Origin of the sequence: Dyella sp., assembly GCF_035685885.1 — a bacterium.
Taxonomy (GTDB): Bacteria; Pseudomonadota; Gammaproteobacteria; order Xanthomonadales; family Rhodanobacteraceae; genus Dyella.
Window position 1 is genome coordinate 58,716 of sequence record NZ_DASRZX010000147.1, and the last position, 13,772, is coordinate 72,487.

At 66.5% G+C, this 13,772-nt stretch carries 14 protein-coding genes; 11 read left to right on the forward strand and 3 right to left on the reverse strand.

Annotated features, from left to right (window positions below):
* Positions 1–63: 63 nt before the first annotated feature.
* Positions 64–1,707: a chaperonin GroEL gene (groL, locus tag VFG49_RS16710; protein WP_324862604.1), complete on the reverse strand. Its 1,644-nt coding sequence runs from the start codon at positions 1,705–1,707 to the stop codon at positions 64–66.
* 113 nt (positions 1,708–1,820) lie between these two features.
* Entirely contained in the window at positions 1,821–2,114 is a 294-nt protein-coding gene (groES, locus tag VFG49_RS16715; RefSeq protein WP_038623202.1) for a co-chaperone GroES, read from the reverse strand.
* 372 nt (positions 2,115–2,486) lie between these two features.
* Between groES and cutA the strand changes: the two genes are divergently transcribed.
* Entirely contained in the window at positions 2,487–2,804 is a 318-nt protein-coding gene (gene cutA, locus VFG49_RS16720) for a divalent-cation tolerance protein CutA (RefSeq protein ID WP_324862608.1), read from the forward strand.
* A gap of 185 nt (positions 2,805–2,989) precedes the next feature.
* Here cutA and VFG49_RS16725 read toward each other — a convergent pair whose 3' ends face one another.
* Positions 2,990–4,432, reverse strand: a complete 1,443-nt coding sequence (locus tag VFG49_RS16725) for a PLP-dependent aminotransferase family protein (RefSeq protein WP_324862610.1) — start codon at positions 4,430–4,432, stop codon at positions 2,990–2,992.
* 108 nt (positions 4,433–4,540) lie between these two features.
* On the opposite strand from VFG49_RS16725, the gene VFG49_RS16730 reads away from it, so the two are divergent.
* The 10 genes from VFG49_RS16730 to VFG49_RS16775 form a co-directional block, all read left to right on the forward strand.
* Positions 4,541–5,230 (forward strand): glutathione S-transferase N-terminal domain-containing protein, encoded by a 690-nt coding sequence (locus VFG49_RS16730; protein ID WP_324862612.1) that lies wholly within the window; start codon positions 4,541–4,543, stop codon positions 5,228–5,230.
* Positions 5,231–5,368: 138 nt separating this feature from the next.
* Complete coding sequence (locus VFG49_RS16735) at positions 5,369–6,283, forward strand: DMT family transporter (protein ID WP_324862614.1); 915 nt, start codon at positions 5,369–5,371, stop codon at positions 6,281–6,283.
* A gap of 389 nt (positions 6,284–6,672) precedes the next feature.
* Positions 6,673–8,874, forward strand: a complete 2,202-nt coding sequence (locus tag VFG49_RS16740; RefSeq protein ID WP_324862616.1) for a protein-disulfide reductase DsbD — start codon at positions 6,673–6,675, stop codon at positions 8,872–8,874.
* On the forward strand, positions 8,871–9,416 hold the full coding sequence (locus tag VFG49_RS16745) for a TlpA disulfide reductase family protein (RefSeq protein WP_324862618.1): 546 nt from the start codon (positions 8,871–8,873) through the stop codon (positions 9,414–9,416). Before VFG49_RS16740 ends, VFG49_RS16745 begins: the two co-directional genes overlap by 4 nt.
* Positions 9,417–9,566: 150 nt before the next feature.
* Positions 9,567–10,022 carry a type II 3-dehydroquinate dehydratase gene (gene aroQ / locus VFG49_RS16750; RefSeq protein ID WP_324862620.1) on the forward strand — a complete coding sequence of 152 codons (456 nt, stop codon included), beginning with the start codon at positions 9,567–9,569 and terminating at the stop codon, positions 10,020–10,022.
* A gap of 66 nt (positions 10,023–10,088) precedes the next feature.
* A complete protein-coding gene (gene accB, locus VFG49_RS16755; RefSeq protein ID WP_324862622.1) occupies positions 10,089–10,547 on the forward strand; it encodes an acetyl-CoA carboxylase biotin carboxyl carrier protein in 459 nt (152 codons plus the stop codon).
* A 20-nt stretch (positions 10,548–10,567) separates the two neighbouring features.
* The gene (gene accC / locus VFG49_RS16760; RefSeq protein ID WP_324862624.1) at positions 10,568–11,935 is read left to right on the forward strand and encodes an acetyl-CoA carboxylase biotin carboxylase subunit; all 1,368 of its coding nucleotides are present in this window, start codon (positions 10,568–10,570) and stop codon (positions 11,933–11,935) included.
* Between the two features lie 46 nt (positions 11,936–11,981).
* A complete protein-coding gene (locus VFG49_RS16765) occupies positions 11,982–12,335 on the forward strand; it encodes a DUF7716 domain-containing protein (RefSeq protein WP_324862625.1) in 354 nt (117 codons plus the stop codon).
* 203 nt (positions 12,336–12,538) lie between these two features.
* Positions 12,539–13,462, forward strand: coding sequence for a 50S ribosomal protein L11 methyltransferase (gene prmA / locus VFG49_RS16770; RefSeq protein WP_324862627.1), 924 nt, complete (start codon positions 12,539–12,541; stop codon positions 13,460–13,462).
* Between the two features lie 86 nt (positions 13,463–13,548).
* Positions 13,549–13,772, forward strand: a 224-nt coding sequence (locus tag VFG49_RS16775) for an MJ0042-type zinc finger domain-containing protein (RefSeq protein WP_324862629.1), incomplete at its 3' end; no start/stop codon positions are given.

Sequence of the window (13,772 nt, forward strand, 5' to 3'; positions counted from 1 at the left end):
ACCCAAAAGAAAACCCCGCACAAGGCGGGGTTTCCTGGTGTTGCGATGCCTGGGGGCGTGGACTTAGAAGTCCATGCCACCCATGCCGCCCATGCCGCCCGGCGCACCGTGCGAATGGCCTTCTTCCTTCTTCGGCACTTCGGTCACGGCCGCTTCGGTCGTGATGATCGAGCCAGCCACCGAGGCGGCGAACTGCAGGGCCGAACGGGTCACCTTGGTCGGGTCCAGGATGCCGAAGGCAATCATGTCGCCGAACTCGCCGGTGGCAGCGTTGTAGCCAAAGTTACCGTTGCCTTCCTTCACCTTGTTCAGCACCACCGACGGCTCGTCACCGGCGTTGGACACGATGGCGCGCAGCGGAGCTTCCAGCGCGCGACGGGTGATGGCGATGCCCAGGTCCTGGTCGGTGTTCTGACCCTTCAGGCCTTCCAGCGCCTTCAGCGAACGGATCAGCGCCACGCCACCGCCGGGAACCACGCCTTCTTCAACGGCCGCACGCGTGGCGTGCAGGGCGTCTTCGACGCGGGCCTTCTTTTCCTTCATCTCCACTTCGGTGGCAGCACCAACCTTGATGACGGCCACGCCGCCAGCCAGCTTGGCCACGCGCTCCTGCAGCTTCTCGCGGTCGTAGTCCGAAGAGGTCTCTTCGATCTGCGCCTTGATCTGGCCGATGCGCGACTGGATGCGCTCGGCTTCGCCGGCGCCGTCGATGATGGTGGTGTTTTCCTTGGTGATCACCACGCGCTTGGCACGGCCCAGATCGTTGATCGTGGCCTTCTCAAGCTGCAGGCCCACTTCCTCGGAAATGACCTGGCCATTGGTGAGGATGGCGATGTCTTCCAGGATGGCCTTGCGACGGTCGCCGAAGCCCGGCGCCTTCACGGCGGCAACCTTGACGATGCCGCGGATGGTGTTGACCACGAGGGTGGCCAGCGCTTCGCCTTCCACTTCCTCGGCGACGATCAGCAGCGGCTTGCCGGCCTTGGCAACGGCTTCGAGCACCGGCAGCAGTTCGCGGACGTTCGACACCTTCTTGTCGTGGATGAGGATGAACGGATCGTCCAGTTCAACCTGCTGCGACTGCTGGTTGTTGATGAAGTACGGCGACAGGTAGCCGCGGTCGAACTGCATGCCTTCGACGACGTCCAGCTCGTTCTCGAGACCCGAGCCTTCCTCGACGGTGATCACGCCTTCCTTGCCGACCTTCTTCATCGCGGTGGCGATGATGTCGCCGATGTTGGCATCGGAGTTGGCCGAGATGGTGCCGACCTGGGCAATCGCCTTGTCGTCAGCGGTCGGGTTGGAGAGCTTCTTCAGCTCGGCCACCGCGGTGGACACGGCCTGGTCGATACCGCGCTTGAGGTCCATCGGGTTCATGCCGGCGGCAACGGCCTTGAGGCCTTCCTGGATGAACGCCTGGGCCAGCACGGTGGCCGTCGTGGTGCCGTCGCCAGCGACGTCGGAGGTCTTGGAAGCGGCTTCCTTGACGATCTGGGCGCCGATGTTCTCGTACTTGTCGGCCAGCTCGATTTCCTTGGCCACGGACACGCCGTCCTTGGTCACGGTCGGGGCGCCGAAGCTCTTTTCGATGACGACGTTGCGGCCCTTCGGACCCAGCGTGACCTTGACCGCATTGGCCAGGGTGTTCACACCCTTGAGCATGCGTGCGCGTACATCTTCGCCGAAGCGGACTTCTTTAGCTGCCATAAAATTTTTGCCTCAAAAATTTTGAAATTAGGGATGGGGCTCTAGCCTTGGCCGAGACCACGGAAACCGAGGCGTGCGCAGCGTTGAAACACGCGCAGCACGCTTTGGCTTGATCAGCCTTCGATCACGGCCACGATGTCGTCTTCCTTGAGGAAGACCAGCTCTTCGCCGTCGATCTTGATTTCCTGGCCGGCGTACTTGCCGAACAGCACGGTGTCGCCTTCCTTCACCGACATCGGGCGGACCTTGCCGTCTTCCAGGATGCGACCGGCGCCGGCAGCGATGACCTTGCCGCGGGTCGGCTTTTCGGTGGCGCTGTCGGGAATGACGATGCCGCCAGCGGAGACGCGCTCTTCTTCGAGACGCTTGACGATGACGCGATCGTGCAGCGGACGCAGTTTGCTCATTGGATGGGCTCCAGCTTGGTTAGATGGTTGGAACAAAAAAAGGGTTACCCCGGAGCGGCGCCTGGTTGCTGCGCTGTTAGCACTCCCGGTAGGTGAGTGCCAATTCTAACGACGCAGAGCCCCCCTGCAAGAGGTGCCGGTCCGGTGGCTGAGGACTGCAATGGGGGAAGCGTTCAGGGGTTTCAAGGGTAACCGGGCGCTTTTCCCCTCTGTAGGAGCGCACCCAGTGCGCGAAAAGCCCATCCCCCAAAGCGGACGCCGCGGAACGGCGGCACGGCGCGGCCGTCCTCCGGGCGGCGATCGCGCACTGGGTGCGCTCCTACAGGGGGCGTGAGGGATGCCCCGGACGGCGGGGCGCGCTAGGCTGGCGCCATGTCCGATCCCGTCCTGCTCTGCTACTGCACCTGCCCCGACCCGGCCAGCGCCCAGCAGCTGGCCGATGCCCTGGTTGGGGAGGGCCTGGCCGCCTGCGTCAACCGGATCCCGGGCATCCGCTCCACCTACCGCTGGAAGGGCGAGGTGACCACCGACAGCGAAGAACTGTTGATGATCAAGACCACAGGGCAACGCTTTGCGGCACTGAAGGAGCGACTGCTGGCCCTACATCCTTATGAGTTACCCGAACTGGTCGCGGTGCCGGTGGCGCAGGGGCATGAGGCGTATCTGGACTGGGTGCGCGATCCGGGTTGACCCAGCCTGAAAATACGGTGGGAGCGCACCTTGTGCGCGACAGCGACGGAGCGGTAACGCCATACCGCTCACCGAGGTGCATCCGGGCGCCGCGGGCGCACACAGGGTGCGCTCCCACAGACGGCCCGCGACCTTGAGCACCCTGCGCGGCGCGGATTGCCCGACCACTTCGAAGGAACCAGCCGTCAGCGCGACTCCCGCAACAGCCGACCCAACATCTGCGTGGCATCTTCCATGCGTGCCACGGGCAAGGTGCCCAGGCCGAACACCAGCCCGTTGGGCGCCGTCTCGCCGATGGCGTAGCCGGACAGCGCCTCGATGCGCATGTCCTGCGCCACCGCGCGCTGTACCAATTCGTCTGCATGCAGGCCCGGCGGCAACAGCGCCGCCACATGCAATCCGGCATCCGAGGCCTGCAGCGTCAGCAGTTTACCCGCGTGGCGGACCAGTCCGTGGATCAGCGCCTCGCGGCGCTCGGCATAGATGCGCCGCATCTTCCGCACATGCCGCGCGAGATGGCCTTCGGCAATGAACAGGGCCAGCGTGTCCTGCGCCAGCACGTCCGCGTGCCAGTCGCAGACCTGCCGCGCCTGCGCCAGCGCCGCCAATGCCCAAGGTGGCGCCACCACGTAACCCAGCCGCAGCGCGGGAAATAGGCTCTTGGAGAAGGTGCCAACGTAGAACACCCGGCCCTCGCGATCGAGCGTCTGCAGCGCATCCAGCGGACGGCCGCCGTAGCGGAATTCACCGTCGTAGTCGTCCTCGATCACCACCGCGCCGTGGCGCCGCGCGAACTCGAGCAGGGCCATGCGCCGCGCCGGCGACATCACCATGCCAAGCGGGAACTGGTGCGATGGCGTCACGTAGATCACCCGCGCGGCCGGCGGAATCTGTTCCACCACCAGACCGTCCGCATCAACGGGCACGGGCACCACGCTGGCACCCGTCGCTTCGAAGGCCGCGCGCAGCGGCGGATAGCCGGGATCTTCCACCGCCACCACGGTGCGCCCCGGCGTCACCAGGATGCGCGCGAGAAGATCGAAGGCCTGCTGCGCGCCGCTGGTGACGACCACGTCGTCCACGCCGCAGGTCACCGCTCGCGCGAAGGACACATGCCCGGCGATGGCCTCGCGCAACGGACGCCGACCTTCCGGCATGTGGTAGGTGCCCACTTTGTTCGACAGGCTACGCAGCGCGCGCGCCGACAGTCGGCGCCAGACGTCGAATGGGAAACGCGAAGCATCGGGAAACCCCACGCGCAGATCGTGGCGGTAGCTTGCCGGCGCACCGGTGCGAGCCGGCATCACGGCATGGCGCCAGTGCGGCGCGAGTCGCCGGTCGCCACCGATGCCGCTCGCCACCTTGGCCTGCGTCCTGGCCAAACCCGATGCAACGGCGTAACCCGAGCCGTGGCGCGCCGACACGTAGCCCTCGCTGAGCAGGCGGTCGTACGCCGCCACCACCGTGTTGCGCGACACGCCCAGCGATACCGCCAATGCGCGCGTGGACGGCAGGCTATGCCCGCCGGCCAGCCGTCCGTCGAGAATGGCGGCGCGCAGCTGACCGTGCAGCGCCTCCAGGCGGCCGCGCGGCGGAAGGTCCAGCGGAAAGGCCAGCAACGCGTTCATCCCGCAGCCCCAGGTTTACTGGTCCCAAAGATTTCCCCTTATCTGGATCTTTTTCAAGACCAGTTGGGCAGCGACACTGTGTCCCATCCCCTCCGCTGGAACATCCCCATGATCGAGCTGTACTTCGCTGCCACGCCGAACGGTCTCAAGGTCAAGCTGTTCCTCGAGGAAATCGGCCTGCCGTACTTCATCACCCCGGTCAGCCTGAGCAAGGGCGAGCAGTTCCAGCCGGGCTTCCTGGCCATTTCGCCCAACAACAAGATTCCGGCCATCGTGGACCACGCGCCAGCGGGCGGTGGCTCGCCGGTGAAGCTGTTCGAGTCGGGCGCGATCATGCTTTACCTGGCGGAGAAGGCGGGGCGGTTGCTGCCCAAGGACATCGTCGGCCGCGCCGAGGTGCTGCAGTGGTTGTTCTGGCAGATGTCGGGCCTGGGTCCGATGGGCGGGCAGATCGGCCACTTCAATGTCTACGCGCCGGAAAAAGTGCCGTACGCCATCGACCGCTACACTCGCGAGGTGGCAAGGCTATACGGCGTGCTCGACCGCCGGCTCGCCGGCCGCGAGTTCATCGCCGGAGCGCTTTCCATCGCCGACATCGCCTGTTACCCCTGGGTCGTGCCGCACGAGGCGCATGGGCAGACGCTGTCGGATTTCCCGAATCTGGAACGCTGGTTCATCGCCATGGCCGCCCGGCCGGCGACGTTGCGCACCTATGAAGGCGTCGAGAACGCCTACGCGCCGAAGCAGGCGCTGTCGGAGGAAGAGCGCCGCGTGCTGTTTGGCCAGGGCGAGCGCTGAAGACTGCTGACAGGTTCTGACAGCGGGGGCGGCTAGTCTTCCCGACGAAGAGCGATCTGCAGAGAAGCCGATACCTCAACCCCGTCATTCCGGCGCAGGCCGAAATGACGAGCCAAGGAACAACCGCGGATCACCACCATGAAAACCTCCGACATCACCGCACTGCTATTGCTGGGAGCCATCTGGGGCGCCTCGTTCCTTTTCATGCGCATGGGCGCGGATGAGTTCGGCGGCATGGCGCTGGCAGGCATGCGCGCCATCGGTGCGGCGATCTGTTCGGCGCCGTTGCTGCTGTCGCGCCAGCGGCTCGCGGAAATGGCAACGCACTGGCGTCCCATCGTGATCGTGGGGCTGGCCAATTCGGCGCTGCCGTTCGTGCTGTTCTCCTACGCGGCGAAAAGCCTGCCGGCCGGTGTGTCCGCCATTTCCGACGCCATCGCGCCGCTGCTGGTGGCGCTGTCGGGCTGGATGCTGTTCAGCGAGAAGCTCAATGCCACGCAGGCCAGCGGCATGGTGGTCGGTTTCACCGGCGTGGTGTGGCTGGTGGCCGGCACGGTGGGTTTCGGTCATGGCGTCGGTGGCTCGGGCTGGGCGATGGCCGCCTGCGTAGGCGCCAATGTCTGCTACACGGTCGGCGCCCATGTCAGCCATCGCACCTTGCGTGGCGTGACGCCGCTCAGTGTGGCCACTGGCAGCCAACTGGTGGCCGCGGCCGTGCTGCTGCCCCTCACGGTATGGATGTGGCCGGCACGCATGCCAGGCACGTCCGCGTGGATGGCGATGCTCGGCCTGGCCGCCATCTGCACGTCGCTGGCCTACGTGCTGTTCTACCGGCTGATGGCCCGCGTGGGTGCATCGCGCAGCATGGTGGTGCTGTTCCTGATCCCGGTGTTCGGCGTGGTGTGGGGGCTGCTGTTCCTGCATGAGCCGATCACCCTGGCCATGGCCGGCGGCTGCGTGGTGATCCTGCTGGGCGTGGCCCTGACCACCGGCATGCTGCGTCTCCGTAACCGCGGGACGGGCTTGAGCGAAGTGATGACGGAACACGCCTGATTCTGGATGGTCCATCAAGGCGACGCTGACCATGTATCACCGTCGTCATGATGGCTGGAAGGCCTGCCAGGCGTGGTGTGCGGCGAAGGGAAGACTGGCCGTCTTTTCGAGCCACGCGGCGCAGCTGGCGGGCCTTCCAGCCATCACCCTGACGTATGAAAAATTCATCCTGTGTGGGCCCGCCCTGTCTGTCCACACGCCTGCGATCCGCTGGCTCGACAGACACCCCGTCTGCCTTCGCCAACGGCCCTGTGGCCTGCGAACAGACAGGGCGGGTGACGACGGCGATACATGGCCAGCGTCGCCTTGACCCGGCCCGGTCCCCCAAGCTGGGTCATAATTCCCTTTCGCCTGCGCCATAGCGTGGGTCTCTCCATGCTGGAGCTGCAATGCGCCTGATCCGTCCCGGCCGCCTGGCCGCCTGCCTCACTGCCCTGCTCTGCCTGCTGTCGATTGCGCTCCCGGCCCTTGCCCAGGACGACCTCGACGGCCTGCTGCCGGTGACCGAGGCCTACAAGCTCAGCGCCGATGCCTCCACGCCCGGCGTGGTGAAGCTGCACTGGACCATCGCGCCCGACTACTACCTTTATCGCGGCCGCTTGAAGTTCAAGGCCGGCGACGGCGTGACGCTGGGCGCGGCGCAGTTCCCCGACGGCGAGAAGCACCACGACGAATACCTGGGCGACGTGGAGATCTACCACCACTCGATCGACGCCACGCTTCCCTACACCGTGGCGGGCGCCACGCGGCTCAAGCTCAGCGTGCAGTACCAGGGGTGCCACGAGGTCGATCCGAAGATCTGTTATCCGCCGCATACCGAACAGTTGGACCTGCCGCTGCCGGCAGGCACCGCGCCGGCCGCTGCCGACGGTTCGCTGGGTGCCGCGCTGGGCAAGCTCGGCGCCAACCGCACCGGCGATGGCGCTGTCCTCCCTCCGGAGCAGGCCTTCCACCTGGAAGCACTGGCCCAGGACCACCAGCACCTGCTGCTGCGCTGGACCATGCCCAAGGGTTACTACCTTTACCGCGACCAGACCGCACTGAAGCTCAAGGATGCCGCGGGCCTGAGCGTGGCCAAGCCCGCGTGGCCGGCCGGCGTCGAGCATGAGGACGCGCATTTCGGCGAGACCACGGTGTATTTCGGACAGGTCGAGCTGCCGGTGACGATCGAGGGCGATACCTCCGGCCGATCGAGCGTGAACCTCGAAGCGAGCTTCCAGGGCTGCCTCGACGGCGGACTCTGTTATCCGCTGATGACGCGCATGCTCGCCATCGACCTCGGCGGTGCCGCACCCACGTCAGGCACCGCGACCGAACCCGCACCCGAAATGCCGCCCGCCGAACTCGCTGGTGGCGCGCTGCAGGGCAGCCTGATCTCCGCGCTGCTGCTCGCCCTGGTCGGCGGGCTGGTGCTCAACCTGATGCCGTGCGTGCTGCCGGTGCTGTCGATCAAGGCCGTGGGCCTGCTCGAAAGCGGCGAGAGCCACGCCAAGGCACGCTCGCACGCGCTCTTCTATACCGCCGGCGTGCTGTCGACGTTCGCGCTGATCGGCATCGGCATCGTGACCCTCCGCTCGGCCGGCCATGCGCTGGGCTGGGGTGCCCAGTTGCAGCAGCCTCTGGTGGTCGGTGGACTGGCCTGCGTGATGCTGGCGGTGGGTCTGTCGATGTCGGGCGTGGTGCAGTTCGGCACCTCGCTGGGCAACGTGGGTTCGTCGCTGGCATCGCGCTCGGGCCATGCGGGCGACTTCTTCACCGGCGTGCTCGCCGTGGCCGTGGCCAGCCCGTGCACCGCGCCTTTCATGGGCAGCGCGTTGGCTTACGCCTTTGCCGCGCCGATGCTGCATGCGCTGCTGGTGTTCCTGACGCTGGGGCTGGGGCTGGCGCTGCCGTTCCTCGCCATCGGCTTCGTGCCGGCGCTGGCGCGCCTGCTGCCGCGCCCCGGCGCGTGGATGGAAACGCTCAAGCAGGTGCTGGCGTTCCCGATGTATCTCACCGCCGCGTGGCTGGTGTGGGTACTGGCGCACCAGCGCGGCGCCGACGCCGTGGGCCTGGTGCTGGTGGCCGCCGTGCTGCTGGCGGCCACGCTGTGGTGGTTCGAGCGCAGCCGTTCGCGCGGCGGGCTCAGCAAGGTGTTCGTGGCACTGCTGGCCGTGCTCACCCTGGTGCCGCTGTATTACCTGGCCCATGTGCCGCCGCCGGCGCAGGCCGCGGCCGTTGCCGAGGGCGTGGTGGCATATTCGCCGGAAAAGCTCGCGGAACTGCGCAAGGCCGGCACGCCGGTGTTCGTGGACATGACCGCCGACTGGTGCGTGACCTGCAAGGCGAATGAGCACACCGTGCTCGATACCGACGCCTTCCGCGACCTGCTGAAGAAGACCGGCGCCGTCTACATGAAGGGCGACTGGACCGACGTGAATCCGACCATCGCCGCCTTCCTGGCGCAGTACCGCTCGCCGGGCGTGCCGCTCTACGTAGTGTTCCCGAAGGACGGTGGTGAAGGTCGCCAGCTGCCGACGGTGCTTACCTCCTCGCTGGTCGAGGAAGCGCTGACCAAGGCCGCCGGCACGCCGGTCGCCAGCACGCCATGATGCTCAGTCGCAGCAACTGGATCATCGTCGGCCTGGCCGTTGCGGTCGCGGCGGCCGGTGGCTGGCTGCAGCATGCCAGCCAGCGGGCACATGCGCCCGGTGGCAGCTCCGGCATCGACGTGGGCGCGATCGCCCCGGATCTCCCGCTGTCCGGATTGGACGGCAAGGCGCACCGCCTTTCCGAGTTCCGCGGGCGCAAGGTGCTGCTCAACTTCTGGGCCACCTGGTGCGGTCCCTGCCTGACGGAAATGCCGGCGCTGGTGCGTGCGCAGGCGAACGTCGGCGAAAAGGGAAGCATCGTCGTCGGCATTGCCATGGACGATCCGGCGCGGGTCCAGACCTTCCTGACCACCCATCCGGTCAACTATCCGATCCTGGTCGGACGACTGGAAAGCCCAAGTACGTCCCTGCAGCTGGGCAACGTCGGCGAATTGCTGCCCTACAGCGTGCTTCTGGATGAGAACGGACGCGTGCTGGCCACCCGCCGGGGCGTGCTCGATGGGGATCAGCTGCAGCAGTGGCTGGCACCAACCGCGCCCTGAAGCCGTTTCGGGCGCCATACGTCTCCGCACGGTTAACGCGTAACTTCTCCTTCAAACATCGCCGAACTGCGCCGAACTGGACAACAACGACGGGGGCGCGCACACTCCGCGCCGGACGCTGGCACCGCCGGCGCAATCCAAGGTTGTGGCGTGTCGAAGATCCTGGTCCTGCATGGACCCAATCTCAATCTGCTGGGCGTACGCGAGCCGGAGGTTTACGGCCGCGAGACGCTGGGCGATATCGACGCCTTCCTGGTGCAGCGCGCGCAGGCCGCAGGCCAGGAGCTGGAAACCTTCCAGTCCAACGCCGAGCACGCCCTGATCGACCGCATCCACCAGGCTCGCCTGGACGGCACCGCCCTCATCCTGATCAATCCCGGCGCCCTTACCCACACAAGCATCGCCCTGCGCGACGCGCTGGCCGGCGTGGCGATTCCCTTCATCGAGGTGCACCTGTCCAACGTGCACGCCCGCGAAGCGTTCCGCCGCCACTCGTATCTCTCGGATATCGCTGTCGGCGTGATCTGCGGCTTTGGCCCGGACAGCTACCGACTGGCACTGGATGCCGCCTTGCTGCGCCTGGACCGCAGCGGATCCGCCTCCTGACCGGCTCCGGCCGACCCCATTCCCATCCGGCCGCCGCGGCGGCCTCACGAACGAAAGGTTTGAACCATGGACCTGCGCAAGATCAAGAAGCTCATCGACCTGCTTGAGGAATCCAACCTCGCGGAACTTGAGATCAAGGAAGGCGAAGAAGTCGTCCGCCTCTCGCGCGTGCCCAAGGGCACGGTGACCGTGGCCCCCGCACCGGTGATGCAGGCCGCTCCGGCCGTAGCCGCGCCCGTTGCCGCCGCTCCGGCGGCCGACGCTGCTCCGGCCACACCGGCGCTGCCGGCCGGCCACGTGGTGAAGGCGCCGATGGTCGGCACCTTCTACGCCTCGGCCAGTCCGGGCGCTGCGGCGTTCGTGAAGGTCGGCCAGCAGGTCAAGGCCGGCGAGACGCTGGGCATCATCGAAGCGATGAAGATGTTCAACCAGATCGAGGCCGACGTGGCCGGCACCGTGCAGGCCATCCTGCTCGAGAACGGCCAGCCGGTGGAATTCGACCAGCCGATGTTCGTCATCGCCTGAGCGGGCTGACCCTTATGCCCATGCTAGAGAAAGTCGTCATCGCCAACCGCGGCGAAATCGCCCTGCGCGTGCTGCGCGCCTGCCACAGTCTTGGCATCAAGACCGTGGCGGTGCACTCCACCGCAGACCGCAACCTCAAGCACGTCGGCCTGGCCGACGAGTCGATCTGCATCGGCCCGGCGCCGTCGGTCGACAGCTACCTCAACATCCCGCGCATCATCGCCGCCGCTGAAATCACCGACGCCCAGGCCATCCACCCGGGTTACGGCTTCCTCTCCGAGCGCGCCGACTTCGCCGAACAGGTGGAACAATCGGGCTTCATCTTCATCGGCCCGACCGCGGACGTGATCCGCCTGATGGGCGACAAGGTGGAAGCGATCCGCGCCATGAAGTCCGCCGGCGTGCCGTGCGTGCCCGGCTCGGGCGGCCCGCTCGGCGACAACGTCGACGAGAACATGCGCATCGCGCGCGAGATCGGCTACCCGGTGATCATCAAGGCCGCTGGCGGCGGCGGTGGCCGCGGCATGCGCGTGGTGCGCACCGAGGCCCACCTGGGCAACGCCATCACCATGACCAAGCAGGAGGCCAAGGCGGCCTTCGGCAACGATCAGGTGTACATGGAGAAGTTCCTGGAAAATCCGCGCCACGTGGAGATCCAGGTGCTGGCCGATGGCCAGGGCAACGCCATCCATCTCGGTGAGCGCGACTGCTCCATGCAGCGTCGCCACCAGAAGGTGGTGGAAGAAGCGCCCGCGCCGGGCATCACGCCGGAACTGCGCGAGCAGATCGGCAAGGTCTGCGTGGATGCATGCATCCGCATCGGCTATCGCGGCGCCGGCACCTTTGAATTCCTGTTCGAGGACGGCCGCTTCTACTTCATCGAGATGAACACCCGCATCCAGGTCGAGCATCCGGTGACCGAGCTGATCACCGGCATCGACTTGGTGCGCGAGCAGCTGCTGATCGCCGGTGGCGAGAAGCTCTCGATCCGCCAGGAAGACATCAAGATCCAGGGTCATGCGATCGAGTGCCGCATCAACGCCGAGGATCCGGACAACTTCCTGCCCTCGCCGGGCACGGTGAAGCGCTTCGAGGCGCCGGGTGGCCCGGGCGTGCGCGTGGATACGCACCTGTACGACGGCTACCGCATCCCGCCGAACTACGACTCGATGATCGGCAAGCTGATCGTGCACGGCCCGGATCGCGAGACTGCCATCGCGCGCATGCGCCTGGCGCTGGCCGAGACGGTGATCGAAGGCGTGAAGTGCAACATCCCGCTGCAGCAGCGCATCATGGCCGACGTCGGCTTCCAGCACGGTGGACAGAACATCCACTACCTGGAAAAGCGCATGGCCGAGCAGAAGGAAAAGGCCGCCCACGGCGGCTGATGTTTGCCGGCGAGCCGCACACGCGGCTCGCCGGTGTCGTACCGACATGTCCGAACTACTGACCCTCCCCGACGCGATCGACGCCATCACTTCCGCCTTCGACGAAGGCGATGGCTGGGATCGCTATGCGTGGGTGTATATCCGCGGCGACATCACCTCGCCCGATTGCCGCCTGTATCTCTCGCACGTCGCCGATGAAGACGACGCGCTGATCGATGACAACGGCGAAGCCTTGCCCGCGGCTGCCGCACGGTATCGCGTGCATCATTTCCTGGAAGCGGCTGATTTCGTCGAAGTGCTGTTTGTGCAGCGCAGGCGCAAGGCGGACTCCAGCACGGCCGACTTCGCCCGCGCACTCGACCACTACCGCCGCCACGACGCGTTCCTGAACCCCCTGTAGGAGCGCACCCTGTGCGCGACCAGCGCAGAAGGGTCGCCACGACGGATGTTTTTCACGGCGCGTGGCGTTCACGAAGAACACAGACTGACGCACACCGACATTCCGCAATCGCGCACTGGGTGCGCTCCTACAAAGGCAAAACCCGGTTTCGCGCCCCACCCGCACATCGGCGACAATACCCGCCTCACCTGCAGGAACCCGCCATGCCCTGGCTCGAACTCTCCCTCACCGTCCGTTCCGAACAGCAGCCACGCGTGGAGGAAGCACTCGACGATCTCGGCGCGCTGTCCATCACCCTGCAGGACGCCGATGCGGAGACGCCGGATGAGCAGGCCATCTTCGAGCCCGGCGTAGGCGAGCTGCCTCTGTGGCCGACCATCACGCTCAATGCGCTGTTCGACGCCGACACCGATCGCCGCGGCCTGAGCGAAGCGCTGGGCGACCTGTTGCCCTGGCTGGAACCGGACCACATGCAGTTCCGCGACGTGGCCGACGAAGACTGGGAACGCGCGTGGATGGACCAGTTCAAGCCGATGGCCTTCGGCCGCCGGCTGTGGATCTATCCGTGGAACATCGAGCCGCCTGCCGACGAGGACATCGTCGTGGTCCGGCTCGATCCCGGTCTCGCCTTCGGCAGCGGCACGCATCCCACCACGGCCTTGTGCCTGGCCTGGCTCGACAGCCTGGACCTCAAGGGCAAGAGCATCATCGACTTCGGCTGCGGCTCGGGCATCCTCGCCATTGCCGCGCTCAAGCTCGGCGCCGCCAGCGCAGTGGGCGTGGACAACGATCCGCAGGCACTCACCGCCTCGGCCGACAACGCCGAACGCAACGAAGTGGCCGACCGCCTCGCCCTGTTCCTGCCTGAGGATCTCATGATCGAGGCCGCTCCTGCGCATCCCGGCGCGTCGCCTGCCGACGTGTTCATCGCCAACATCCTCGCCGGCCCGCTGGGCGAGCTCGCACCCACTTTTGCGGCGGCGGCGAAACCCGGCGCGCCTTTCGCGATTTCCGGCATCCTGCACGGGCAGGAAGACGAACTGCTGCAGCGCTACGGCGAATGGTTCGACGAGCTGCGCGTGGATACGCAGGAAGACTGGGTTCGGATCAGCGGGCGACGCCGCTGAGCGCCCGTTCACGATCGCGCATCGGCGCGGATGATTTGTGGCGGCGCCTGCACTAGGCTTGCCCCAGTTCGATCTCTGCGGACCGCATGTACGCCCAATGTCCCGACTGCCTGACCGTGTTTTCGCTGAACACGGAAACGCTTGCGCAAGCGCGCGGCGAGGTCGTGTGCGGGCATTGCTTCGCCGAGTTCGATGCGCTGGCCAGCCTCAGCGACCAGCTGCCGGCCGAACCCTTCCACCAGCTGCCCGAACGCAAGGTCGACCTGCCTCCGCGGCTTGACCTTGCCGTCTACCGGCCGGCCGCCGAGAC

Excerpts from the sequence above, each read along its gene's own strand:
- groES (WP_038623202.1), bottom strand. The coding sequence starts at position 2,114 with ATGAGCAAACTGCGTCCGCTGCACGATCGCGTCATCGTCAAGCGTCTC.
- VFG49_RS16735 (WP_324862614.1), top strand. The coding sequence starts at position 5,369 with ATGAAAACCTCCGACATCACCGCACTGCTATTGCTGGGAGCCATCTGG.
- accC (WP_324862624.1), top strand. The coding sequence starts at position 10,568 with ATGCTAGAGAAAGTCGTCATCGCCAACCGCGGCGAAATCGCCCTGCGC.
- VFG49_RS16745 (WP_324862618.1), top strand. The coding sequence starts at position 8,871 with ATGATGCTCAGTCGCAGCAACTGGATCATCGTCGGCCTGGCCGTTGCG.
- prmA (WP_324862627.1), top strand. The coding sequence starts at position 12,539 with ATGCCCTGGCTCGAACTCTCCCTCACCGTCCGTTCCGAACAGCAGCCA.
- VFG49_RS16725 (WP_324862610.1), bottom strand. The coding sequence starts at position 4,432 with ATGAACGCGTTGCTGGCCTTTCCGCTGGACCTTCCGCCGCGCGGCCGC.
- VFG49_RS16730 (WP_324862612.1), top strand. The coding sequence starts at position 4,541 with ATGATCGAGCTGTACTTCGCTGCCACGCCGAACGGTCTCAAGGTCAAG.
- VFG49_RS16765 (WP_324862625.1), top strand. The coding sequence starts at position 11,982 with ATGTCCGAACTACTGACCCTCCCCGACGCGATCGACGCCATCACTTCC.
- VFG49_RS16740 (WP_324862616.1), top strand. The coding sequence starts at position 6,673 with ATGCGCCTGATCCGTCCCGGCCGCCTGGCCGCCTGCCTCACTGCCCTG.
- groL (WP_324862604.1), bottom strand. The coding sequence starts at position 1,707 with ATGGCAGCTAAAGAAGTCCGCTTCGGCGAAGATGTACGCGCACGCATG.
- accB (WP_324862622.1), top strand. The coding sequence starts at position 10,089 with ATGGACCTGCGCAAGATCAAGAAGCTCATCGACCTGCTTGAGGAATCC.
- cutA (WP_324862608.1), top strand. The coding sequence starts at position 2,487 with ATGTCCGATCCCGTCCTGCTCTGCTACTGCACCTGCCCCGACCCGGCC.